Genomic DNA, 23,209 nt, shown 5'->3' with positions numbered 1-23,209 from the left:
AATTCGGATTATTCCCTAACCTGTCCCGTGCCTTGTACGATGTATTTGTAACTCGTCAGCTCTTTCAAACCCATCGGGCCCCGGGCGTGGAGTTTTTGCGTGGAGATGCCCATTTCGCAACCCAAGCCGAATTCGCCGCCGTCGGTGAAGCGCGTGGACGCGTTGATATACACGGCGGCAGAATCGATATGGGTCGTGAAATAGTCCGCAGCGTGGCGGTTTTCGGTAACGATGCCGTCTGAATGGTGCGTGCCGCGGGCTTCGATGTGCCCGACCGCCTCTTCAACCGAAGCGACGGTTTTCACGGCGAGGATGTAGTCTAAAAACTCGGTATCGAAATCGTCTGCACCCGCCGCTTCGCCGCCGATATACCGCGCCGCCTGCGGATCCAAACGGAAGCGGACGGGCGGCAGTCCGGCTTCTATACGGCCGCGAACCAACAGCCGTTCGAGCTTGGGCAGGAAGTCGGCAGCAATGCCTTCATGCACCAGCAGCACTTCCATCGAGTTGCACACGGACGGGCGGCCGGTTTTGGCGTTGTACACGATACGGAGTGCCTTGTCCCAATCCGCGTCCTTGTCGATATAAATGTGGACGATGCCCGTCCCCGTTTCAATGACCGGCACGACGGCATTTTCAACCACCGCCCGTATCAGCCCTGCCCCGCCGCGCGGAATCAGCAGGTCTAGATAATCTTTCGCCCTCATCATTTCGTAACTGCCCTCACGCCCTGTGTCTTCGATGAGCTGTACGGCTTCGGGGTCGATGCGGGTTTGTGCCAACCCCGTTTTCAGGGCGGCAACGATGGCGCGTGCGGATTGAAATGCATCTTTGCCGCTGCGGAGTACGACCGCGCTGCCGCTTTTCAGTGCCAAAGCCGCCGCATCGGAAGTAACGTTCGGGCGGCTTTCGTAAATAATGCCGATAACGCCCATCGCCACGCGCTTTTTGACGATTTCCAAGCCGTTGGGCAGAGTCGAGGTTTCCAGTATTTCGCCCACGGGGTCGGGCAGCGCGGCAACCGCCCTGATGCCGTCCGCCATCGCGCAAATGCGTTTGCCGTCCAACAAAAGGCGGTCGGTCATGCTGTCGGGAATTTTGCCTGCCGCCGCTTTCAAATCCAAACGGTTTGCCGCCAAAATATCTTCCGCCGCCGCTTCCAGACTGTCCGCCATAGCAAGCAGCGCGCGGTTTTTTTCTTCCGCATCCGCCGTGTTGACGGATTTTTTTTGCCGCTTTGGCAAGGGCAAGCTGTTTTTGTGTGTTTGACATGGGTTTCCTTTTCTAAAATTCGGTCAGAAGCAGGCGTATTTCGGGCGTGATGGAAATCCAATCGTCCCGATGGATGAACACGCCTTTCGCCTTACGCGATTTGAGCAGGTCTTCGGCGGCGGCGGAGCCGAAAAGGACGCGCCCTTTGCCCAGGGGCTGTTTGGTTGCCTTGCTGTACACGGTTACGGTGTCCATACGGGAAAAATGCCCTTCGATTCCGGCAATGCCCGACATCAGCAGGCTTTTCCCTTGTTCGGACAAAGCGTGTTCCGCACCTTCGTCCACATAAACGCTGCCCCGGCTTTCGGAATAGAACGCCAGCCATTGCTTCTGTGTCCGCAAACCTTTGGCACGGGGGACGAAAAACGAGCCGTCCGCCTGATGTTCGGCGGCTTCGGCCAATGAATCGGGTTTGAGTGAGGAACAGATATACACCGGTACGCCGGATTCGGCGGCGATGGTTGCCGCTTTGATTTTGGTCAGCATACCGCCCGTGCCGTTTGCCGAACCCGAGCCGCCCGCCATTTCGATGATTTCATGGTTGATGTGTTCGATTTTGTCCAGCCGTACGGCATCGGGATTGCTGTTCGGGTTGCCGGTGTAAAGACCGTCTATGTCGGTCAGCAGCACCAAGAGGTCTGCCTGTATCATCGCCGCCACTTGCGCACTCAATGTGTCGTTGTCGCCGATTTTCAACTCCTCAACCGAAACCGTGTCGTTTTCATTGATGATGGGAATCGCGCGGCGTTGCAGCAGCACGGAAAGTGCGCCGCCGGCATTTTGGTAGCGGCGTTTGTCGGCAAAGTCGGCACGGCTGAGCAGGATTTGTGCGGACACGATGCCGTCTGAAGACAGGTTTGCCGTATATTCTTCCATCAGCAGCCCCTGCCCGACGGCGGCGGAAGCCTGTTTGTCGGCGATTTTGACCGGACGTTTTTTGAAACCCAGCGCGCCGAACCCTGCAGCAACCGCGCCGGAAGACACCAAGACCAGCTCGTGTCCCGCATGATGCAATGCGGCAAGCTGGCGGGTAATGGTTTGGATTTTGCCGCGCGAGAGGCTGCCGTCCGAATGGGTAATCGAAGATGTGCCGACTTTAAATACGATTCTTTTGTATTTCATTGTTTCCGTCCTTGTTGGTTTGTCCTGTCTCGTTGCCGCCTTGTACCGCCGAATTTGCCCTGTTCTGTCGCAATTGTCAACAATCACGCCGCATCTGCAATAAAATAGACAAAATGTATAAAATTAATAAAATTTATAGCAACTTATTGAGATTTTTTCAAATTAATATTACCGTTTTGTCCAAAATGCGTATAATCCTGTCCATATTTCTGCTGCGGGCTGATTTATTTTAGACAAGGACTACCATGCAATTAGATATAGACCGTCTGGTCGCCTATTTCGGCGGCGTGAACGCGCTTGCCGAAGCGTTGAAACGGCACGATCCTGAAAATGCCGCGACGACCGCCGCCATCTACAAATGGCGCACACGCGGCTCGCTGCCTTTGGCGCAACTGCAAAAATTGACCGCGCTTGCCGAATCGCAAGGAAGACCGCTGGATTTGAATGCTTTTTTACAAAAAAACGAATCTCTGGAGAGAACAGAAATGACACAGGCCAACCGCGTTATTATTTTCGACACCACCCTGCGCGACGGCGAACAATCGCCCGGCGCCGCTATGACCAAAGAGGAAAAAATCCGCGTCGCCCGCCAGTTGGAAAAATTGGGCGCGGACATCATCGAAGCGGGTTTTGCCGCCGCCAGCCCGGGCGATTTCGAGGCGGTCAATGCGATTGCGAAAACCATTACCAAATCAACGGTCTGTTCATTGTCCCGCGCCATCGAGCGGGACATCCGTCAGGCGGGTAAGGCCGTTGCGCCCGCGCCGAAAAAACGCATCCACACCTTCATCGCCACCAGCCCCATCCATATGGAGTACAAGCTGAAGATGAAGCCGAAGCAGGTGATTGAGGCGGCGGTCAAAGCGGTAAAAATCGCTCGTGAATACACCGACGATGTGGAATTTTCCTGCGAAGACGCGTTGCGTTCGCAAATCGATTTCCTTGCCGAAATCTGCGGCGCGGTGATTGAAGCGGGCGCGACCACCATCAATATTCCCGATACCGTCGGCTATTCCATCCCGTACAAAACCGAAGAATTTTTCCGCGAACTGATTGCCAAAACGCCCAACGGCGGCAAAGTCGTCTGGTCGGCACACTGCCACAACGATTTGGGCTTGGCGGTTGCCAATTCGCTTGCCGCATTAAAAGGCGGCGCGCGTCAGGTGGAATGTACCGTTAACGGTTTGGGCGAACGCGCGGGGAATGCTTCGGTTGAAGAAATCGTGATGGCGTTGAAGGTGCGCCACGACTTGTTCGGCTTGGAAACCGGCATCGATACCACGCAAATCGTGCCTTCGTCCAAACTGGTGTCCACCATTACGGGCTATCCCGTGCAGCCCAATAAAGCCATTGTCGGCGCGAATGCCTTTTCGCACGAATCGGGCATCCATCAGGACGGGGTGCTGAAACACCGCGAAACTTACGAGATTATGTCTGCCGAATCGGTCGGTTGGTCGGCAAACCGATTGAGCTTGGGCAAATTGTCCGGCCGCAACGCCTTCAAAACCAAGCTGGCGGATTTGGGCATCGAGTTGGAAAGCGAAGAGGCACTGAACGCGGCATTTGCACGCTTCAAAGAACTCGCCGACAAAAAACGCGAAATCTTCGATGAAGACCTGCACGCGCTGGTGTCGGACGAAATGGGCAATATGAATGCCGAAAGCTATAAATTCATTTCTCAAAAAATCAGCACCGAAACCGGCGAAGAGCCGCGCGCCGACATCGTGTTCGGCATCAAAGGCGAAGAAAAACGCGCTTCCGCAACCGGCTCCGGCCCTGTTGATGCAATTTTCAAAGCGATTGAGAGCGTGGCGCAAAGCGGCGCGACTTTGCAGATTTATTCCGTCAACGCCGTCACGCAAGGTACGGAAAGCCAAGGCGAAACCAGCGTCCGTTTGGCGCGCGGCAACCGCGTCGCCAACGGTCAGGGCGCGGATACCGACATTTTGGCGGCGACCGCCAAAGCTTACCTTTCCGCTTTGAGCAAGCTGGAATTTAGTGCCGCCAAACCGAAGGCGCAGGGCAGCGGTACGATTTGAGCGTGAAAACAGACGATGCCGTCTGAAGCATAAAAAGGCTTCAGACGGCATTGCGGCGATATAGTGGATTAAATTTAAACCGGTACGGCGTTGCCTCGCCTTGCCGTACTATTTGTACTGCCTGCGGCTCGCCGCCTTGTCCTGATTTAAATTTAATCCACTATAATAGGGCGCAAAACCCATTTGAAAAGGAAAATGATGGATTCCCGAAAATTTACCGAAGCATCCAAACGGCGGTTGGGCGAATTGTTGGATGCCAAAAGCGAACAAGGCAACACGATGCGTTGCGACGAGGTTCAAGGTTTTATGACGGCGCTGTTGAGCGGGCCGGACAAATTGGCACCGCTCGACTGGCTGCCCGAAGTGTTGGGCGACGAATCGCAATTTACCGCCGCCGAACGTTCCGAAATCGAACGGCTGGTTTTGGCAATGGCGATGGAAACAACCGCCGCGATGTCGGATAAAAAGCTGCCCGATTTGTGGCTCTACGACGACGGCGAGGGCGGCAGCGATTTTTACACTTGGTGCAACGCCTATCTTTACGGTTTGGACATTGTGCCGACCGATTGGTTTGAAGCCGCCGATGATGAAGCGTTTGAAGAGCTGTTTTACCCCGTGATGGCATTGGGCGGCATTTACGACGAAGAGGAAAACGGCGCTATCCGCCTGCAATTCACCGAAGGCGAGCTGGCGGAACTTGCGTCCGAACTGCCTTACGCGCTGGCAGACATCTACCGCTACTGGCAGGCGGTCATCAACAAACCGCAAACCGTCCGCAGGGAAGGGGAAAAAACCGGCAGGAACGATCCCTGTCCGTGCGGCAGCGGCAGGAAATACAAGGCGTGTTGCGGTAAGAATTGAAGCGTTTGCTTTCATCTGAACCAAACGTAAAAATGCCGTCTGAAACCGGATTTCCATGTTTCAGACGGTATTTTTCACAGGCGGTCAGTGCTGTTTTTTCATGCCGAACCGGACAAAGCCGACGATACCCAAAACAATCATCGGGACGCTCAACCATTGCCCCATCGACAGCCCCAAGGTCAGCAGCCCGAGATAGTCGTCGGGTTGGCGCGCAAATTCGGCAATAAAGCGGAACACGCCGTAGCCGCCGAGAAAAAGCGCGGCAGTCTGCCCGGTCGGGCGCGGTTTTTTGGAAAACAGCCAAACGACGGCGAACAGGCAGATGCCTTCAAGGGCAAACTGATAAAGCTGCGAGGGATGACGCGGCAGCATACCGTATTGTTGCAGCCATTCTGCCCAAAGCGGATTGTGCGCGGCGGCTTCGGCATCTTCGTAATGCGCTTGCGGGAAGCCCATTGCCCAAAATGCGTTAATGTCGGTAATGCGTCCCCAAAGTTCGCCGTTGATAAAGTTGCCGATACGTCCCGAAGCGAGACCCAGCGGAACGAGCGGCGCGACCGTGTCCATCAGTTTGAGGAAGCCGATGCCGTGCTTGCGGCTGAACAACCATATGGCAATAACTACACCCAAAAAGCCGCCGTGGAACGACATTCCGCCTTCCCATACCTTGAAAATATCAAGCGGATGGGCGAGGTAGTCGGAGAATTTGTAAAACAGGACATAGCCCAAGCGTCCGCCCAAAATCACGCCCAAAATGCCCCATGTCAGGAAGTCGTCGAGCGATTCTTTGGTAAAAACGGACAAGCCTTGCGCGATGCGCCTTCTGCCGAGAAAGGTAAAAAGAATAAATCCGAGGATGTAGCTTAAGGCATACCAGCGCACGGCAAGCGGGCCGATACTGATGAGGACGGGATCGAATTGGTGATGGATAATCATAACGGGCTTTCGTTTTCAAATGCCGTCTGAAAGACGCAAAAGGGCTTGCAGACGGCATTTTCAGTGGGGAGTGTCAGCGCAAATCGCCGGCGACGTTCAAAATGGCGGAAAGCACCGCTTCCCCAAGCCGCAAAGAACGCTGGCCGTTCCAGCCGAAGTCGTCGTCGGGCAGGTTGGCGTTGTCTTTGAACGGCATTTCCAGCGTGTAGGCAAGGCAGTTGAAACGGTTGCCGACCCAGTTGGTCGCCAAGGTCATATTCGCTTTGCCCGGCGCGTCTTTTTCGTAACCGTATTCGTCTTGGAAATCGGGGCTGGCGTTCAAAAGGGCGGTTTTGAACTGCGCTTCCAACGCGGAAATGCGCGGATTGTAGTTCGGCACACCTTCCGTTCCTGCAACAAAGACAAAGGGCAGACCTTCATCGCCGTGGATGTCCAAAAACAAATCCACGCCGGTTTCCAGCATTTTTCCGCGCACGAAGAACACTTCGGGGCTTTTTTCCAAAGTCGGGTTTTCCCATTCGCGGTTGAGGTTCGCACCGGCGGCGTTGGTACGAAGGTTGCCCAGTGCCGAACCGTCGGGATTCATATTGGGGACGATGTAGAACGTGGCGCGGTCGAGCAGGGTGCGTGCTGTCGGGTCTTGCGAATCGAGCAGCCTGCCGAGCAGCCCTTCGACAAACCATTCCGCCATGGTTTCTCCCGGGTGCTGGCGGGCGGTAATCCAGATTTTCATGTCGCTTTCGACTTGGTTGCCTATGGTCAGCAGATTGATGTCGCGGCCTTGCACGGTGCTGCCCAAGTCGTCGATGCGGCACAGGCCGCTGCCTTGCGCGTCGCCGAGGAGGTTGAGGTGCTGCTCTTCGGAATAGGGTTCGAAATAGGCGTAATACACGCTGTTGGACAGCGGCGTATGATTGACGGTCAGTACGCCGTTTTCGTAGGAAGTCGGTACGCGGAACCAGTTGCGGCGGTCGTATGAGGCACACGCCTGATAGCCTTCCCAGCCTTTCGGGTAGGCGGCTTCTGCCGCGTTTTCAAAATGCATGATGCAGTTTTGATAGGCCGCGCCTTGCAGCCGGAAGTAGAACCATTGTGCGAAATCGGAGGCGTTGTCGGAACGCAGGGCGAGGCGGATGTTGGAAGGGTCGGTCAGGTCTTTGACGACGACCGAGCCGGCATCGAAGCGGGTGCTGATTTTAATCATGGGAAAGTCCTTGCTGTCGCCGGTTTCTCGAACCGGATAAACCGCGATTTTACCGCCCGTATCGCAAGGCTTCAACCTGCCCGAAGGTGTGCCAAACGCCGTCTGAAGATTGTTTCAGACGGCGTTTGGCGTTAACATAAGCCGAAATTGTCAACAATATGGAGCCGTTATGGAGTTTGAAAACATTATTTCCGCCGCCGACAAGGCGCGTATCCTTGCCGAAGCACTGCCTTACATCCGCCGGTTTTCCGGTTCGGTCGCCGTCATCAAGTATGGCGGCAACGCGATGACCGAACCTGCCTTGAAAGAAGGGTTTGCCCGCGATGTCGTGCTGCTGAAGCTGGTCGGCATTCATCCCGTCATCGTTCACGGCGGCGGGCCGCAGATCAATGCGATGCTTGAAAAAGTCGGCAAAAAGGGCGAATTTGTCCAAGGAATGCGCGTTACCGACAAAGAGACGATGGATATTGTCGAAATGGTATTGGGCGGGCACGTCAACAAGGAAATCGTGTCGATGATTAACACATATGGAGGGCACGCGGTCGGCGTGAGCGGGCGCGACGACCATTTCATTAAGGCGAAGAAACTTTTGGTCGATACGCCCGAACAGAATAGCGTGGACATCGGACAGGTCGGTACGGTGGAAAGCATCGATACCGGTTTGGTTAAAGGGCTGATAGAACGCGGCTGCATTCCCGTCGTCGCCCCCGTCGGCGTAGGTGAAAAAGGCGAAGCGTTCAACATCAACGCCGATTTGGTGGCAGGCAAATTGGCGGAAGAATTGAACGCCGAAAAACTCTTGATGATGACGAATATCGCCGGTGTGATGGACAAAACGGGCAATCTGCTGACCAAACTCACGCCGAAACGGATTGATGGGCTGATTGCCGACGGCACGCTGTATGGCGGTATGCTGCCGAAAATCGCTTCTGCGGTCGAAGCCGCCGCCAACGGTGTGAAAGCCACGCACATCATCGACGGCAGGTTGCCCAACGCGCTTTTGCTGGAAATCTTTACCGATGCCGGTATCGGGTCGATGATTTTAGGCAGAGGGGAAGATGCCTGAAGCAAAGTCGGAAAATGCCGGCTTTGGCGGAAAACCTGTTTGTCCGGTTTCTGTTTTTGGGGTTTCGGGCAATTTCTAAGTTGTTATTCCCGAGCAAACAGAAACCACAACAGAAACCTAAAATCCGTCATTCCCGCCGGGAATTTGGTTTTTTTGAAATCCGGTTGTTTTGGATAAATTCTCCGGCTTTGATTTTCTGTTTTTCCGATAACGCCATAACTTTGAAATTTCGTCATTCCCGCGCAGGCGGGAATCCAGACCTGTCGGCACGGAAACTTATCGGGAAAAAAAGGTTTCTTTAGATTTTACGTCCTAGATTCCCACTTTCGTGGGAATGACGGGATGTGGATTTTTGTGCGGATTTGAACCGGTAAGGGTGGTGTGGGATTGGTGGAATGACGAAATATAAGTTTCCGTGCGGACGGATCAAGATTCCCACTTTCGTGGGAATGACGGTGGAAAGATTGTTGTTTTTCCCGATGAATTCCTGTGGCTTTGGGTTTTTGGGATTTCAGCCTCAATGCCGTCTGAACGCCGAATCGGGCTTCAGACGGCATTGCGTCATTTGAAATTCAAAACCGGCCAGCCTTTTTCTTTGGCTTCTTTTTCCAGTTCGGCATCGGGGTTGACGGCGACGGGTTCGCTGACGAGGCGCAGCAGCGGCAGGTCGTTTTTGGAGTCGCTGTAAAAATAGGTTTTGCCGTAGCTTTCGAGCGTTTCGCCGCGTTCGGCGAGCCATTGGTTCAGACGGGTGATTTTGCCTTCTTTGAGGCTGGGCGTGCCGATGTAATTGCCGGTGTAGCGGCCGTCGGGACCGGTTTCGAGTTGTGTGCCGATCATGTTGGCGATGCCGAAAAGGCGGCAGACGGGGGTGATGATGAACTCGTTGGTTGAGGAAATCACGAGGGTTTCGTCGCCTGCCATTTGGTGGCTCTGCACCAGCATACGCTGCATAGGCGAGATGTGGGGGATGATGTATTCCGCCATAAATTCGCGGTGAAACTCCGCCAGCTCTTCTTTGCTGTAACGGGCGAGCGGGGCGAGGTGGAGTTTGAGGAATGCGTCGATGTCGAGGCAGCCGTTTTGGTAGTCGCGGTAGAATTTTTCGTTTTGCGCTTCGGTTTCGGCAGCGTCAACCAACCCTTTTTTGATGAGGTATTGCGGCCAGGCGTGGTCGGAATCGGTGTTGATGAGGGTGTTGTCGAGGTCGAAGATGGCGAGGTTTTTCATTGGGTTTCCTGTTGTTTCAAAAGCTGGCGAAGCAGCGGCAGGGTGATGCGTTTGCCCATGGTTACGGCGTAGTTGTCCAGCGTGTCGAGCATCATCATCAGGCTGTCCATATCGCGCCGCCAGTGTTTGAGCAGGTATTCGAAAATTTCGGAATCGACGGTTACTTGGCGTGCCGCCGCCATATTGGCGAGCGCGTCGATTTTTTCTTGGTCGGTTAGGGGCTTGACTTCGTAAACGAGGCAGTATGCCATACGCGTCCGCAAATCTTCGCGGATGACGAGCTGCTGGGGCGTGTATTCCGAACCGAGCAGCAAAAAGCCTTTGCCGCTGTTGCGGAAGCGGTTGAAGATGGAAAAAAGCAGGGCTTGTTCTTCGTTGCCCAGTTTTTCGACTTGATCGACGGCGAGGTATTCTGCCTCAAACGCGGCATCGGTCAGCGGCATGGAGGCGGCATCGATATAGGCGGCGTTTTTGCCGGCTTCGAGCGCCTGTGCGACCCACGCCTGCAACAGATGGCTTTTGCCCGCGCCTTCTTCGCCCCAGACGTAGATAAACGGGTCGTGTTTATGCTGTAACACATAGACCAGTTCGGCATTTTCCGTGCCGAGGAATTTGTCGAAACTCGGATAGTCGTGTGCGGCAAAGTCGAAAATAAGCTGGTTCACAAAGGCATACCGGATGGGTTGGAATCGGGTTTATTGTACGTTGTTTTCGCGTGTCTTTCCAATTTGAACGATGCCGTCTGAAAACGGCTTCAGACGGCATCGTTCAGCCGCAGGCAGCGTTGCCGACATCGAGGTGCATATTGCGGAACGCGTTGAGCGTACTTCGGTGTCCGATACTGATGATGCTGTCGGGCAGTTTTTGCTTTAAGGCGCGGTAGAGCTAGGCTTCGGCCGGTTCGTCCAAGGCGGCGGCGGCTTCGTCGAGCAGGACGATTTTGGGCTTGGAGAGCAGGGCGCGGACGAAGGCGACGCGTTGCAGTTCGCCGGGGGAGAGTTTGTGCTGCCAGCCGTCTGTTTTATCCAATTTGTCAATCAGATAACCCAAGCGGCAGGTGTTCATGGCTTCGGCTAACTCGGGATGCTGTTTGTCGATATCGGGGTAACAAACCGCGTCGCGCAGGCTGCCTTGTGCCGTGTACGGGCGTTGCGGCAGGAAGAGGATGCCTTGATGCGGCGGACGGCTGACTTTGCCGCTGCTGCCGAACGGCCAAAGCCCCGCCAGCGCGCGCAGCAGCGAGGTTTTGCCTAAACCGCTCGGGCCGCGTATCAGCAGGGAATCGCCGCTTTTGAGTTTGATGTTGATGCCGTCCAATAAAACTTCGCCGTTGTGGCGGAACAGGGCGACGTTTTCCAGTGCAATGCCGTCTGAAACTTCGCTAATCTCGGGTTGCTGCGCGCCGTGTTGTTCTTCGGTACTCAGCAAAAAGACGTACAGACGCTCCAGTCGGGCGTGGCAGGCGGTGAATTTGTTGTAGAACATTCGGAAGAAAGACAGCGCGTTTTGCAGTCGCGCGAAGGCTTGGACGGTCTGCTGGATGTCGCCGATTTTGATTTGTCCGGCAAACAGGCGCGGAGCTTGCAAAATAATCAGGAAGAGTTTGATGCCGTTGGTGAACATATCGTTAAAGCCGCTTAAGCAGACGCTTTGCCGCGCGATGCGCCAACGGTTGCGGATAATGGCTTTAAAGCGGTCGGAAAGCCGGCCGTGTTCGTGTTGTTCGCCGCTGTAAAACGCCACGCTTTCGGCGTGGTCGCGTACGAGGATGAGGGAATAACGGTAGTCGCCGTTGAGTTTTTTGTTTTCATAATTGTAACGAATCAAAGGGTTGCCTATCCACATGGCGATAAAGATCGCCAAAATCATGAAAATAAAGACAAACCAAACAATGCCGTGCGGAATGTCGAAGCCGAACACGGTCAGGATGCCTGCCAAGCCCCACAAAACAACGGCAAATTCCAGAGAAGTAACGACCGAATTGACCATGCCGCGCACAAATTCGATGGTCGAAGCGATGAATTCCTGCGCATCCTGTTGGATACGCTGGTCGATGTTGTCCGGCGCGTGGCGGCGCATTTGCAGGCGGTAGTAGTTTTTGTCGGCAAGCCAGCGCGAAGTCAAAACTTCATTGAGCCGTTCCGACCATTTAATCGCCAAGCCTTAATCGAGAAAGTCGTTAACGACGTTGTTAAACGCCCGTATCAGTACCACGCCGGCGTTCATCGCTGCAAACATCCAAAATGCCGAAGCATTCAAATCCTGCATCGAATCGTAAAGTCCTTTGGACATGAAGGTACTCAACACATTCAACCGCACTTCGGTTAACAGCAGCGTAACCATTGCCGTAATCAGCAGCAATACTTTGACCGTGCTTTTCGGTGTCAGGCAAAGGCGCAGGATATAGGCAAACTCCCGCCCCAAGCGCGTGTTGCGCGCGAAAAACAGAATCACCGCCGAGGCGGCGGTAATCATCAATAAGGTCTGCAACAGCCAAGACGGCGTGGAATAAAGCTCGGTTTGCCGGTTTTGCATGGGAAATCTCTTACGGTATCAATGCCGTCTGAAAAAGACGGGTACAGTTGATTTTTTGATGAAGTTTGGGGAAGTTTTGCCGGTCAGGGCATATTGCTTGTTATAGTGGATTAACAAAAATCAGGACAAGGCGACGAAGCCGCAGACAGTACAGATAGTACGGCAAGGCGAGGCAACGCCGTACTGGTTTAAATTTAATCCACTATAATTTACCATACAACCACGCCGGAATTAAGTTTAAATTTGAATAAAAGGTTCGGGTTCTGCAAAATACAGAACCCGAACCTTGTTCGGATATTGAAACCGGTCGCCTGATTTTGGGCGGTGCGGCTTGCAAGTATCAAGATTCGCATATGCCGTCTGAAGCTCGGAGAGGTTCAGACGGCATATGCTTATTTGGGCTGCTCTTCGACGAATCTCGGACCTTTCAAGATACCGTTGCGGGAATAGGGCGACAGTAGGTTGTATGCGGCGGTTTTGGAAACCTGATAACCGCGGTCGGTCAGGCTGTTGGCAATCTGATTGACCACTGCGCCGACCAAAGCCCCCAACAGGCCGCTGTTGCTGTTGTTGCTGCCTTCGCGGATGCTGGCCGAACCCGACCACAACTCTTTCCCGTTGCGGGAATCGACCAGCCGTGCTTTGGCGGATACGGTCGTCACGCTGTCTAAAATTTGATATGAAGTGCCGTATTCGGTAACCGTAATGTACAAAACCGCATCATTGCCGAAAATTTGATGCAGTTTTTCCGGCCGGACGGCGTGAATATCGGCGGCATTGGTCAAGCCGTTTTCTTTGAAGGTTTCCTCCACGACTGCGGCGGGGAAGACGTAATAGCCGGCTTCGGAAATCGGCGCGGCGGTCGAAGCCAGCATCCCCCAAGTGCCGTTGACATCAGGCGACTCGTTCAGCGGCGGAACCACCAAAATTGAAGCCGGTTTGCTTTCTTTGAATGACGTGTAGTCGAGGTCGGGAGCTTTTCGAACTTGGCAGGCAGACAGAGCCAACACGGCGGCAAGCCCTAAAATCAAAGGTTTCATCGCTTGCCTCCTTTACCGGTTTTCATCAGGAAGTCCATAAATACGCCCGATTCGGGAAACAGCCTTTTCTCTTCTTCAAATTGGCGGAACGCGCCCTCTTTGTCTCCCGAACGGGAAAGCAGCAGTCCCAAATGGGCGTGCGCACCCGGGGCGGCATTCATTTTTTTTGTTGGCGGCTTCCGCAAAGTATTTTTCCATCTTTTCGGTCTGCTTGCCCAACGAAGTGTCGTCGTTTTTCAAACCTTCATAGACGGTATCGGGATAACCGCCGTAATAATACAGGTTTTTATGCCCGCCGCCGCAGGCGGTCAGAGCCAAGACCGCCGCACACAGCGACAAACGGCCCAAGGTTTTCGGATTCATCATTTCTCCTTAACGGTTGGATTGCCATGCGCCGTTGTCGACAGCCTGAACCAAGTTGTCGACGGCTTCGCGGATTGCCAAGTCTAAAACTTTGCCGTTCAAAGTCGCATCGTAGCCGGAAGTGCCGCCGAAACCGATGATTTCGCGGTTGGAAAGTGCGTATTCGCCCGCGCCCTGTGTGGAATAGACGATTTCGGAAGTATTGACGTTGACGATATTCAGAGCCACTTTTGCATAGGCGATTTGCGATTTGCCGCGACCCAAAATGCCGAAGAGCTGATGATCGCCGACATCTCTGCGTCCGAATTCGGTTACATCGCCGGTAACGATATAATCTGCGCCTTTCAGGTTCTGCGCTTTGCCGGAAATGCCGGATTCCTGTTTCAATGCGCTAAGGTTGGTGCGGTTCAGTACGTTGAAGCGGTTGGTTTGTTGCAGGTGTGTTACCAGGATGGTTTTTGCCTGGCTGCCCAGACGGTCTTCACTGTCGGAGAAAATGCCTTTTTGGAAGCTGGAGCGGTTGTCGAATGTTCCGACGGAAATCGGGGTGCGAACACCGTGATATTGCGTATTGCAGGAGGCGACTTTTGCAACCTCGAGGCTGCGTGAGGACTCGGTCGCACAGCCGGTCAGTGAAACGGCAGCGGCGGCAAAAGCGATGGCGGCGGAAACGGTTTTCATAAAATTTACCCTAAGGTCCAGTTAGGGAAATAACGGGTTATCATTATTGTCCTTATGTAAATTTAAGTCAAGGTGTTTGTCTGTGCGGGACGGATGCGCGCGGAAGGTACGGATATTTTTCAAAACGGAAGCGCGGCGCGGGCGGGATGCCTGCCTTTTCCGGATTTAGAGGTAAACGATTTCGCCGCTCCGCCCTTTGCTTTCGGCACTTGCCCACCAGACAAATGCGGGCAGTACGTCCCCGTAGCTTTTGCGTTCGCTTCCGGCTTCGCCCGGATGGGATTTGATGCGTTGCGGGGAATTGATGGGGCCGGGGACGAGGACGTTGGCGCGCAGGTTGCCGAAGCGTTCCCATTCGTCGGCGGCGACTTTGCACAGGTAGTTCAACGCGGCTTTGGACGCGCCGAAGCCGCCCCAGTAGGCTTTGGGTGTTTCGCCGTGGCTTTCGCCGACGAAGATGACGGACGCGTCGGGCGACTGCTTCAGCAGCGGGAACAGGGCGCGGGTCAGCCCCATCGGGGCGACGGTGTTGATGCGGTATTGGTTGACCCATTCGGCGACGGTTTGGAAATCCAGCGGCGAGAGGGCGTAAAAATAGCCGGCGCAGTGGACGATGCCGTCCAGTTTGCCTTGCGTGGCTTCGGCAATGGTGGCGGCAAACCGTTCGAATTCTTTTTCTTCCGCACTCATCAGGTCGAAACGGATGGCGAAGGGTTCGGGGTGTCCGGCTTCGACAATCGCGTCATAGGCTTTTTCCAGTTTTTTCTGATGGCGTGCCACCAGAATTACGGTCGCCCCTTCGGCGGCGTAGGCTTTGGCGACCTGTTCGCCCAAGCCTTGCGATGCGCCGGTAACTAAGATGGTTTTGTCGGTCAGTGTCGGCATGGTTGTCCTTTGGGTTTGACGGTTAATGTATTTTAGCGTTTTGCCGCACCTTGTAAAGCGTCCCGATGCCGGCCGGCGTTTTCAGACGGCATCGTTCAGGCTTTGCAGGCAGGCTTCCGCCGACGCGAAACCTGATTGTACGGCGGCTTCGAGCGTGGCGGGGTAGTGCGGGTGGAGGTAGTCGCCGGCGGGGAAGATACGGTGCCGGTGCAGCCACGACAAATCCGGCGGCGGGGCATCGGTTGCGGTTGTGGCGCGTTTTTCGGTGATGACGCGCACGGCTTCGGGTTCGCCCAAATGCGGAAGGATGCGTCTGAGGTCGGCGTGGGCTTTGTCCGCCCACGCCCGGTTTGCAAACGCGCCGACGCGGTCGGAAACGCTAATGACGGCGGAGACTTCGTTTTCGGGCAGTCCGAGCCTGCCCCGGCAAAGCAGCCATTGTGCCGTGCCGTCGGCAATGCCGGTCAGCGGGGCGGGCAGGCGGACGGGTTCGGCGTAGCGCAGATAGACGGTGGTAATGGCGTGGTAGCGAAGGTTTTGATATGCCGTCTGAACGTGTTCGGGCGTGCCTTCGGGCAGGAGCGCGGCGGCGTGGTAGGGCGCGGTGGCAAGTATGGCGGCATCGAAGGCTTCGCCGTTGACGAGGACTTTTCCGTCCGGGAGGGTGTTCAGACGGCATACGCGCGTTTCGAGGCGGATGTCCGCGCCGAGCCGTTGAAGCTCCGCCAAGGCGGGTTCGGCGACGATTGCGCCCAAATCCTGTTTGGGTAGGAGATAGTCGCTGCCGGATTTTTTCGTCAGCACGCCGTCGGACAAAACGTTGCACAACACGCGCAGGCTTGCGGTTTCCAAAGGCGTGTTGAGCGCGCCCCAGACCAAGGGCTGCCAAAACTGCATTACGGCGGCACGCGGCACGTTCCGCTGTTTCAGCCATTGTGCAACTGTCGTGTCGGGCTGTCCGAGGCGTGCGGACTTCTGCAAATCGGACATATCGGCAAGCAGTTTGGCTTTGAATGCGGACGGTACGCGCCGGGCAAGCAGCACGCCGCCCAAAATATGCAGCGGCGCGGGCAGGGGGAGGGCGCGGAACTGCAAACCGCCGTGCATATGCCAGTGCAGCGGTACGCGCAAAAAGGCGGCACGGGGGTCTGAACCGATGGTTTTCATCAGGCGCAACACGCCCCGGTATGCGCCGAGCAAAATGTGCTGCCCGTTGTCCAAAAAACCGAAACCGTCGGTATTTCCGGCCAGTGTGCGCGCCCTTCCGCCCGCCTGCCGGCCGGCTTCAAACAGGGTAACGTCGGCGTGCCGCGCCAAGGTGACGGCGGCGGACAAGCCGGCCCAGCCTGCGCCGATGACGGCGATTTTCGGGCGCGGATGCGGCGTGTTCATCATTTATTCCTCCAATGGTTGAAACCCCGTTTTTCGGGGCGGCGGGGGTTGGGTTTTCCTGAAGGGCAGTATGCGCCTTATGCCCGTTCCGGCGTGCCGGGGCGCGGTTTGAATCCGAATAACCAGGTTTTCAGGGCAATGCGTTTTTTGCGCGGCGAAGGGAGGGCGATTTTGTATTTGAGGACGTTTTGCGCGCCGTCTCGGTCGATTTCGTTCAACAGCGCGTAATAAACCGCCGCCATAACCAGTCCGACTTTTTGGGCTTTTTTATCGGCATCAGGCAGCAGCGATACGGCTTCGCGGTAGGTTTCACGGGCGCGTTTGATTTGGAACGCCATCAATTCGGCAAAATTGCCCGTCGGGCTGCATTGCAAAATCACGCTTGCGGGTACGTCAAACCGCTGCATTTCCTCCATCGGCAGGTAAATCCGTCCCCTGCGCGCATCTTCGCCGACATCGCGGATGATGTTGGTCAGTTGCAGCGCAAGACCCATTTTATCCGCGTATTCCAGCGTTTTGCCGTCTGAAAACCCCAAAATCCGCGCAATCAGGCAGCCGACCACGCCCGCGACGCGGCGGCAATACAGTTTCAATTCCTCAAAACTGCCGTAACGCGCCTGAACCAAATCCATCTGCATCCCGTCGATTAAGGCTTCCAGTTCATATTTCGGCAGCTTGAAGGTTTCCTTAACCTGCCGCAAGGCCTGATTGACGGGGTGTTCCGGCATCGCGCCGCCGAACGCATTGTCCAAATCGCCGCGCCACCAGTTCAATGTTGCCTGTGCAACATCGGGGTTGGAACATTCGTCAACCACATCGTCCAATTCGCGGCAAAAGGCATACAGAACCGTTACCGCATCCTGTTTTTCCTGAGTCAGGAAACGGAAGCCCGACAAAAAACTGGAGCGGCTTTCCTCTGCTTTTTGGCGGCAATAGTCGAGTCCTTTCACGATTTATATTCCTAATGATGGGCGGGAAAGGCGGATTTTATCGGTATTTGGCGGTAGAGGGCAATTTCGGCGGCACGGCCCAATCCTTAGCGGTTTGCTCAACTATCGGCGCAAATTCTGTTAAAATGCCGCCTTCCTTCCTTTACACACCGCACCGACAGGCAAAATTTATGGCTCTTTTGCAGATTTCAGAACCGGGTATGTCCGCCGCCCCGCACCGGCACCGTTTGGCGGCAGGCATCGATTTGGGTACGACCAACAGCTTGGTCGCCACCGTCCGCAGCGGCAGTGCCGCCTGCCTGCCCGATGCCGACGGGCGCGTTACCCTGCCTTCCGTCGTCCGCTATCTGGAAAACGGCGGCATTGAAGTCGGCAAAACCGCCCTGTCCGCCCAAAAAACCGACCCGCTGAACACCGTCAGCTCCGCCAAACGCCTTATCGGGCGGACTCTTGCCGATCTGCATCAAAATACGCATTACCTGCCTTACCGTTTCGGCGACAATCAACGCTTTATCGAACTGCATACGCGGCAGGGGGTGAAAACGCCTGTCGAAGTGTCGGCGGAAATCCTCAAAACCCTCAAATTGCGTGCCGAAGAAACCTTGGGCGGCGATTTGGTCGGCGTGGTGATTACCGTCCCCGCCTATTTCGACGACGCGCAACGCCAGGCCACCAAAGATGCCGCGCGTCTGGCCGGTTTGAACGTATTGCGCCTGCTCAACGAACCTACCGCCGCCGCAATCGCCTACGGGCTGGACAACGCCTCGGAAGGCACGTTTGTCGTGTACGATTTGGGCGGCGGCACATTCGACGTATCCGTGTTGCAACTGACCAAAGGACTGTTTGAAGTCAAAGCCACCGGCGGCAACAGCGCGTTGGGCGGCGATGACTTCGACCATCGTTTGTTCTGCTACCTGCTCGAACAAAACAGACTCTCCCAACTCAACGAACAAGACAGCCAACTCCTGCTCTCGCTCGTCCGCGCCGCCAAAGAACAATTGACCACGCAAACCGAAGCGCGCATTCAGGCGACGTTTTCAGACGGTATGGCAATCGACACAAGCATCAGTCGCGCCGAGTTCCACAACCTGACGCAGCATTTGGTGATGAAAACGTTCGAGCCGGTCAAACAGGCGTTGAAAGATGCCGGTGTCGGTAAAAACGAAGTCAAAGGCGTGGTTATGGTCGGCGGTTCGACCCGTATGCCGCACGTCCAACAGGCAGTCGCCACCTTTTTCGGACAAACCCCGCTGAACAACCTCAATCCCGACGAAGTCGTCGCGCTCGGCGCAGCCATACAGGCAAACGTCCTCGCAGGCAACAAAGCCGACGGCGAATGGCTGCTGTTGGACGTTACCCCCTTGTCGCTCGGTTTGGAAACCTACGGCGGCTTGGCGGAAAAAATCATCCCGCGCAATTCCACCATCCCCACCGCGCGCGCGCAGGACTTTACCACCTTCAAAGACGGTCAGACCGCGATGACGATACACGTCGTGCAAGGCGAACGCGAGCTCGTTTCCGACTGCCGCAGCCTTGCCAAATTTACCCTGCGCGGCATTCCGCCTATGGCGGCGGGTGCGGCGCGTATCCGCGTTACCTTCCAAATCGATGCCGACGGTTTGCTGTCCGTTTCCGCCCAAGAACAAAGCACCGGCGTACAGGCGCAAATCGAAGTCAAACCCTCCTACGGTTTGGACGATGACACCATCACCCAAATGCTCAAAGACAGCATGGGCAACGCCGCCGAAGATATGGCGGCACGCGCCCGCGCCGAAGCCGTGGTCGAAGCCGAAAGCCTGACCGATGCCGTCAACGCCGCCCTCGAGTTGGACAGCGATTTGCTGGATGCCGAAGAGTTTGCACAAATCCAGCGAGACATCGCCGATTTGCAAGGCCGTCTGAAAGACGGTAAAGCTGAAGACATCCGTGCAGCTGTCGCCAAACTCAGCCGCAGCACCGACAATTTCGCCGCCAAGCGCATGAACCGCAACATCCAACGTGCGCTGACAGGTCAGAGTGTCGATAATATTTGATACTTAAACGGTTTCAGACGGCATAGATATAACCTGATGCCGTCTGAAGGATCGAAAACACTTGAAAAACATCGATATGGAAAAGTCAGGCATTGTCTATTCGATGAAAACCGTCATCAAGGGCGTGTATAGTGAATTAAATTTAAACCGGTACGGCGTTGGCTCGCCTTGCCGTACTATTTGTACTGTCTGCGGCTCGCCGCCTTGTCCTGATTTTTGTTAATTCACTATATAAAATCGGCATTTCGGACGTAAGCAATTTTGAAGGCAGAATGCGCCATTTGGAAAACAACGGCTATGCGAACGTTGCCGGGTTGGAACGCCTCCTCGCCGTCAAAACCGACAATTACAAAGAAAAAAAACCTGCTCCATGAAATTTTCAGCAAAAGCAGGATAGGCGATACCGAATTGTTCGCCGTGGACGAAAACCTTGTGAAACGTTTGTTTTTATCGCTTCGCGGCGAAATCGTGTTCCCGAAAAACGAAACGGCGGAATCGGAATTTGAAAAAAGCGTCCACGAACGCCGGCAGGAAGGGAATGCCGGGTCCGGCCGCAAACAACTGCTTGATTTGGTACGGCGCGGACACCGGGAATACCCTTACGCGCTGCCCCGGCTTTTGGCGGACGCGGCATCCTACAAGCCGAAAAAATCGAAAATCCGCCTTTTTAAAGAAGCATATTTCGGCAAAAGCGGCACGAGGCTGACCGACGAAATTGCAGACGGCATCCATATTTACACCTGTTTTTCGCGGGCGGATTTGGAAAAAGCCTATTCCGAATATTTGGAACTTTTCAAATCCGAATCGGATGCCGGAGGTAGAAAACCGCGGTAAGGTGCAAACAGATACCGTACACGTTGAGGAGCAGTATGATGGGCGATTCCGTCATTTATTATGTAGAACAGGCAGACGAACCGGTAAACCGTGCCGGCGAACGCGCCCGTAAAACATTCAAATACTTTTGGCGCGAGCTTTTTTGGGAACGCCGCCGCATTATTTCCGCCTTGGATTTTGCCATGGTCAAAGTCCCTTTTTTCCAAGACGGCGAAGACGGCGAAATTTGCGAACATATGTGGATCGACGATATTTATTTTGACGGTCTTTATATTTACGGTGTGCTGAACAATGAACCCGGCGGACTGACCAATGTCGAACAAGGCGAAAGCGTTTGCGTTCCGGTTGGCGACATCAGCGACTGGATGTTCGTGTGCAACGGCATCCCCTACGGCGGCTTTACCGTACAGGCAATGCGCGGACAGATGACGGAAGAGGAGCGTACCGAACACGATACCGCCTGGGGAATCGATTTCGGCGATCCCGGGCAGGTATTGCCGGTGTATGAAGAAAAAGAACATCCCGAAAATTTGGAAGAGCATCCGATGTGCCGGAACTGTATTGACGATTTTCGGCAACAGTTGTCCCAAAATCCGGATTTTCTGCATGAGCAGGACGAAGACGGCTATACGCCGCTTCATCATGAAGCCATGGCAGGAAATGCACTTATGGTTCAAGCCATGCTTGAATACGGCGCAAATCCTGCCTCAAAGACATCGGAAGGCTATACCGCCCTCGATTTTGCCCGCCTGACGGGCTGGCAAAATGTTGCCGACCTGCTCGAACCGCGACATTAGGCAGACAGTTTTCCTAAAAACGGACACAAATACTTTTTACAGAAAGACAATAAAAATGCCCAAAATCACCGTACTTCCACACGCAACATTATGCCCCGAGGGTGCAGTCATCGATAACGCGCCCGAAGGCAAAACCGTCCTCGACGTGCTGCTCGACCACGACATCGAAGTCGATCACGCCTGCGAAAAATCCTGCGCCTGCACCACCTGCCACGTGATTATCCGCAAAGGTTTCGACAGTTTGGAAGAGCCGGCCGAATTGGAAGAAGACCTGCTCGATCAGGCTTGGGGTTTGGAAGCCGATTCGCGCCTGAGTTGTCAGGCGGTTGTTGCCGGCGAGGATTTGATTGTGGAAATCCCCAAATACACCATCAACCACGCGCGCGAAGAACACTGAAAACAGGCCGTCTGAAGCCGGCACGCTTCAGACGGCATTGTTGCGCGGATAAGGCGCAATTACCGAAAAACAGACGTTTGTGAAGACGGAACTTTCGATTCTATATTGATTTTTATCGGTTTTTTGACGGAACGACCCGATACGGCATCTGAGGCGGCTTGCGTTTCTTCCTGCCCGCCTGCCGGATTTGCCTGTCCTTGCGCGAAACCGAAAGAGACGGCGGCGCGGCGGACAAGGTCGAGATAGCGTCCTTCAAGCTCGGGGCAGGCGGCGGACACGCTTTCTGCCGTAACCGTGAAGCCGCCCGACCGACTCGGAAAGGCGTTCCGCAATCTGCATGCAGATGCGCCAACGCCGGGCGCGCAACATTGCCGCATCGCAACCGACAGCCGCTTTATCCAAAGCAATCAGACCGCGCCTGCTCCGGTAGTTAAGGCAAACCGTTACTCTGTAGAGGGTATGTTGCCCGTCCAATATTTGATACAGTTTGCGTATCAGCAGAATCAGGCGGTCAAACTCCTCCATCTCCGACAGGGAGTCGGGATGGTCGGAAGCGGTATAAACCAGTTCGGACAATTTTGCGGCAAACATATTGTTCATCAATCTTCCTTATCGGTTGAAACCCCGCTCTTCAGGGCGGTAGAATCAGATTTGTTTGGGAGGGGTAACTCCTCCCGGATCAGGACGACACATAAGGTGGTGCTTGATGTGCCGTCCGGCGAGTTGAAACATTCAGCCATCCTCAAGGGGCGGCAGTTTTGCCGAAACATATTCTACACGGCTTCAATGCCGGACGATAAAAGGAAATTTATATGAAATGGACCGATACCCGGCGCATCGCCGAAGAACTCTACGACCTGCACGGCGAAGCCATCGATCCCAAAACCGTGCGCTTTACCCAACTGCGCGACCTGATTATGGCATTGCCCGAATTTGACGACGATCCCGCCCGTTGCGGCGAACGCATCCTTGAAGCCGTGCAGCAGGCATGGATAGACGAGGCGGAATAAGTTTCAGGAATGCCGTCTGAAATGCGGCGGTACGCGGTTCGTGCTTCTGTTTGCAGCGGGAATGGTTTTACCAGTCTCCTTTTTTCAGCCTGTCCAGTTGGCGGCGGTCGCGCTTGGTCGGTCTGCCGTCGGGATGGGCGGAAGTGATGCGGCTGAATTGGTCGAGCTGTTTGCACTCTTCCCTCAATGCTGCCGTTTTCGCGTCTTCTTCATACAGAAGCCGCGCCTCGGGTGCCGGGCGGCGTTGGTGGTTCAAACCTTTAACCTTGATTTTATGGGGAAGGGAATTGAGCGTCAGGTCGATAATATCGCCGATGTCTATGGTTTTACTGTTTTTGACTTTCGAGCCGTTTACTTGAACCCTACCCAGTTCGATATGCTTTTGCGCAAGGGAACGGGTCTTGAAAAAACGTGCCGCCCAAAGCCATTTGTCCAGCCGCATGGCGGAAGAATCGTGCTTGTCTTTCATACGATTTTGTTTGAAATAATTGAATTTGTTTCGAGTTTAGCATAAGATACATCGCCTTATAACTAGTATATATGCACTAATCCGCTGTTTTCC

At 54.8% G+C, this 23,209-nt stretch carries 19 protein-coding genes and 5 pseudogenes; 8 read left to right on the top strand and 16 right to left on the bottom strand.

Features of this window, described 5'->3' with window-relative positions:
• Positions 1-8 precede the first annotated feature (8 nt).
• Both HT085_RS04655 and proB read right to left on the bottom strand, forming a co-directional pair.
• Positions 9-1,244: a glutamate-5-semialdehyde dehydrogenase gene (locus HT085_RS04655; RefSeq protein ID WP_014580191.1), complete on the bottom strand. Its 1,236-nt coding sequence runs from the start codon at positions 1,242-1,244 to the stop codon at positions 9-11.
• Between the two features lie 40 nt (positions 1,245-1,284).
• Positions 1,285-2,394, bottom strand: coding sequence for a glutamate 5-kinase (gene proB, locus HT085_RS04650; RefSeq protein ID WP_003691125.1), 1,110 nt, complete (start codon positions 2,392-2,394; stop codon positions 1,285-1,287).
• A gap of 245 nt (positions 2,395-2,639) precedes the next feature.
• On the opposite strand from proB, the gene HT085_RS04645 reads away from it, so the two are divergent.
• Entirely contained in the window at positions 2,640-4,433 is a 1,794-nt protein-coding gene (locus HT085_RS04645; protein ID WP_003704087.1) for a 2-isopropylmalate synthase, read from the top strand.
• 58 nt (positions 4,434-4,491) lie between these two features.
• Here the strand turns inward: HT085_RS04645 and HT085_RS04640 are convergent.
• Positions 4,492-4,598, bottom strand: a pseudogene (locus HT085_RS04640) (IS5/IS1182 family transposase); the annotation flags it as partial.
• Between the two features lie 33 nt (positions 4,599-4,631).
• On the opposite strand from HT085_RS04640, the gene HT085_RS04635 reads away from it, so the two are divergent.
• A complete protein-coding gene (locus tag HT085_RS04635; RefSeq protein ID WP_003688556.1) occupies positions 4,632-5,294 on the top strand; it encodes a YecA/YgfB family protein in 663 nt (220 codons plus the stop codon).
• 84 nt (positions 5,295-5,378) lie between these two features.
• Here the strand turns inward: HT085_RS04635 and lgt are convergent, their stop codons facing one another.
• Both lgt and HT085_RS04625 read right to left on the bottom strand, forming a co-directional pair.
• On the bottom strand, positions 5,379-6,230 hold the full coding sequence (gene lgt, locus HT085_RS04630) for a prolipoprotein diacylglyceryl transferase (RefSeq protein ID WP_003688557.1): 852 nt from the start codon (positions 6,228-6,230) through the stop codon (positions 5,379-5,381).
• A 73-nt stretch (positions 6,231-6,303) separates the two neighbouring features.
• Positions 6,304-7,434 (bottom strand): M14 family metallopeptidase, encoded by a 1,131-nt coding sequence (locus tag HT085_RS04625; protein ID WP_003691128.1) that lies wholly within the window; start codon positions 7,432-7,434, stop codon positions 6,304-6,306.
• A gap of 169 nt (positions 7,435-7,603) precedes the next feature.
• Here HT085_RS04625 and argB point away from each other — a divergent pair, with 169 nt between their 5' ends.
• A complete protein-coding gene (gene argB, locus HT085_RS04620; RefSeq protein ID WP_003688559.1) occupies positions 7,604-8,500 on the top strand; it encodes an acetylglutamate kinase in 897 nt (298 codons plus the stop codon).
• A gap of 561 nt (positions 8,501-9,061) precedes the next feature.
• Here argB and HT085_RS04615 read toward each other — a convergent pair.
• The 9 genes and pseudogenes from HT085_RS04615 to hpnD all read right to left on the bottom strand — a co-directional run bounded on the left by HT085_RS04615 (position 9,062) and on the right by hpnD (position 17,576).
• Positions 9,062-9,730 (bottom strand): histidinol-phosphatase, encoded by a 669-nt coding sequence (locus tag HT085_RS04615; protein ID WP_003688561.1) that lies wholly within the window; start codon positions 9,728-9,730, stop codon positions 9,062-9,064.
• Complete coding sequence (hda, locus tag HT085_RS04610) at positions 9,727-10,395, bottom strand: DnaA regulatory inactivator Hda (protein WP_003688563.1); 669 nt, start codon at positions 10,393-10,395, stop codon at positions 9,727-9,729. The genes HT085_RS04615 and hda overlap by 4 nt, the downstream gene beginning before the upstream one ends.
• A gap of 103 nt (positions 10,396-10,498) precedes the next feature.
• Positions 10,499-12,265 (bottom strand): annotated as a pseudogene (locus HT085_RS04600) (ABC transporter ATP-binding protein/permease).
• A gap of 392 nt (positions 12,266-12,657) precedes the next feature.
• A complete protein-coding gene (locus tag HT085_RS04595) occupies positions 12,658-13,305 on the bottom strand; it encodes a DUF799 domain-containing protein (RefSeq protein WP_003688570.1) in 648 nt (215 codons plus the stop codon).
• Positions 13,302-13,668: pseudogene (locus HT085_RS04590) on the bottom strand (DUF4810 domain-containing protein). The gene HT085_RS04595 and the pseudogene HT085_RS04590 overlap by 4 nt, the downstream one beginning before the upstream one ends.
• A 9-nt stretch (positions 13,669-13,677) precedes the next feature.
• Positions 13,678-14,349, bottom strand: a complete 672-nt coding sequence (locus tag HT085_RS04585) for a CsgG/HfaB family protein (protein ID WP_003691139.1) — start codon at positions 14,347-14,349, stop codon at positions 13,678-13,680.
• 165 nt (positions 14,350-14,514) lie between these two features.
• Positions 14,515-15,234 (bottom strand): SDR family oxidoreductase, encoded by a 720-nt coding sequence (locus HT085_RS04580; protein WP_003688574.1) that lies wholly within the window; start codon positions 15,232-15,234, stop codon positions 14,515-14,517.
• A gap of 81 nt (positions 15,235-15,315) precedes the next feature.
• A complete protein-coding gene (gene hpnE / locus HT085_RS04575) occupies positions 15,316-16,629 on the bottom strand; it encodes a hydroxysqualene dehydroxylase HpnE (protein WP_003691141.1) in 1,314 nt (437 codons plus the stop codon).
• Positions 16,630-16,703: 74 nt separating this feature from the next.
• Positions 16,704-17,576 carry a presqualene diphosphate synthase HpnD gene (gene hpnD, locus HT085_RS04570; RefSeq protein WP_003688576.1) on the bottom strand — a complete coding sequence of 291 codons (873 nt, stop codon included), beginning with the start codon at positions 17,574-17,576 and terminating at the stop codon, positions 16,704-16,706.
• A 170-nt stretch (positions 17,577-17,746) separates the two neighbouring features.
• Between hpnD and hscA the strand changes: the two genes are divergently transcribed.
• From hscA to fdx, 4 genes and pseudogenes are all read left to right on the top strand, one after another.
• Entirely contained in the window at positions 17,747-19,609 is a 1,863-nt protein-coding gene (hscA, locus tag HT085_RS04565; RefSeq protein WP_025455793.1) for a Fe-S protein assembly chaperone HscA, read from the top strand.
• Between the two features lie 61 nt (positions 19,610-19,670).
• A pseudogene (locus HT085_RS04560) lies at positions 19,671-20,443 on the top strand (GIY-YIG nuclease family protein).
• Between the two features lie 35 nt (positions 20,444-20,478).
• Complete coding sequence (locus HT085_RS04555; protein ID WP_003691147.1) at positions 20,479-21,240, top strand: DUF2314 domain-containing protein; 762 nt, start codon at positions 20,479-20,481, stop codon at positions 21,238-21,240.
• A gap of 55 nt (positions 21,241-21,295) precedes the next feature.
• Positions 21,296-21,637 (top strand): ISC system 2Fe-2S type ferredoxin, encoded by a 342-nt coding sequence (gene fdx / locus HT085_RS04550; protein ID WP_003688580.1) that lies wholly within the window; start codon positions 21,296-21,298, stop codon positions 21,635-21,637.
• A 59-nt stretch (positions 21,638-21,696) separates the two neighbouring features.
• On the opposite strand, the pseudogene HT085_RS04545 reads toward fdx, so the two are convergent.
• Positions 21,697-22,237, bottom strand: a pseudogene (locus tag HT085_RS04545) (amino acid permease).
• Between the two features lie 212 nt (positions 22,238-22,449).
• Here HT085_RS04545 and iscX point away from each other — a divergent pair.
• Positions 22,450-22,647: a Fe-S cluster assembly protein IscX gene (gene iscX, locus HT085_RS04540; protein WP_003688584.1), complete on the top strand. Its 198-nt coding sequence runs from the start codon at positions 22,450-22,452 to the stop codon at positions 22,645-22,647.
• A gap of 67 nt (positions 22,648-22,714) precedes the next feature.
• Here iscX and HT085_RS04535 read toward each other — a convergent pair whose 3' ends face one another.
• Positions 22,715-23,116 carry an RNA-binding S4 domain-containing protein gene (locus HT085_RS04535; RefSeq protein ID WP_003688587.1) on the bottom strand — a complete coding sequence of 134 codons (402 nt, stop codon included), beginning with the start codon at positions 23,114-23,116 and terminating at the stop codon, positions 22,715-22,717.
• Between the last annotated feature and the right edge of the window lie 93 nt (positions 23,117-23,209).

Origin of the sequence: Neisseria gonorrhoeae, from assembly GCF_013030075.1 — a bacterium.
Taxonomy (GTDB): domain Bacteria; phylum Pseudomonadota; class Gammaproteobacteria; order Burkholderiales; family Neisseriaceae; genus Neisseria; species Neisseria gonorrhoeae.
The sequence above is the reverse complement of the archived record's forward strand: the minus strand, read 5'-3'. Positions and strand labels throughout refer to the sequence as shown.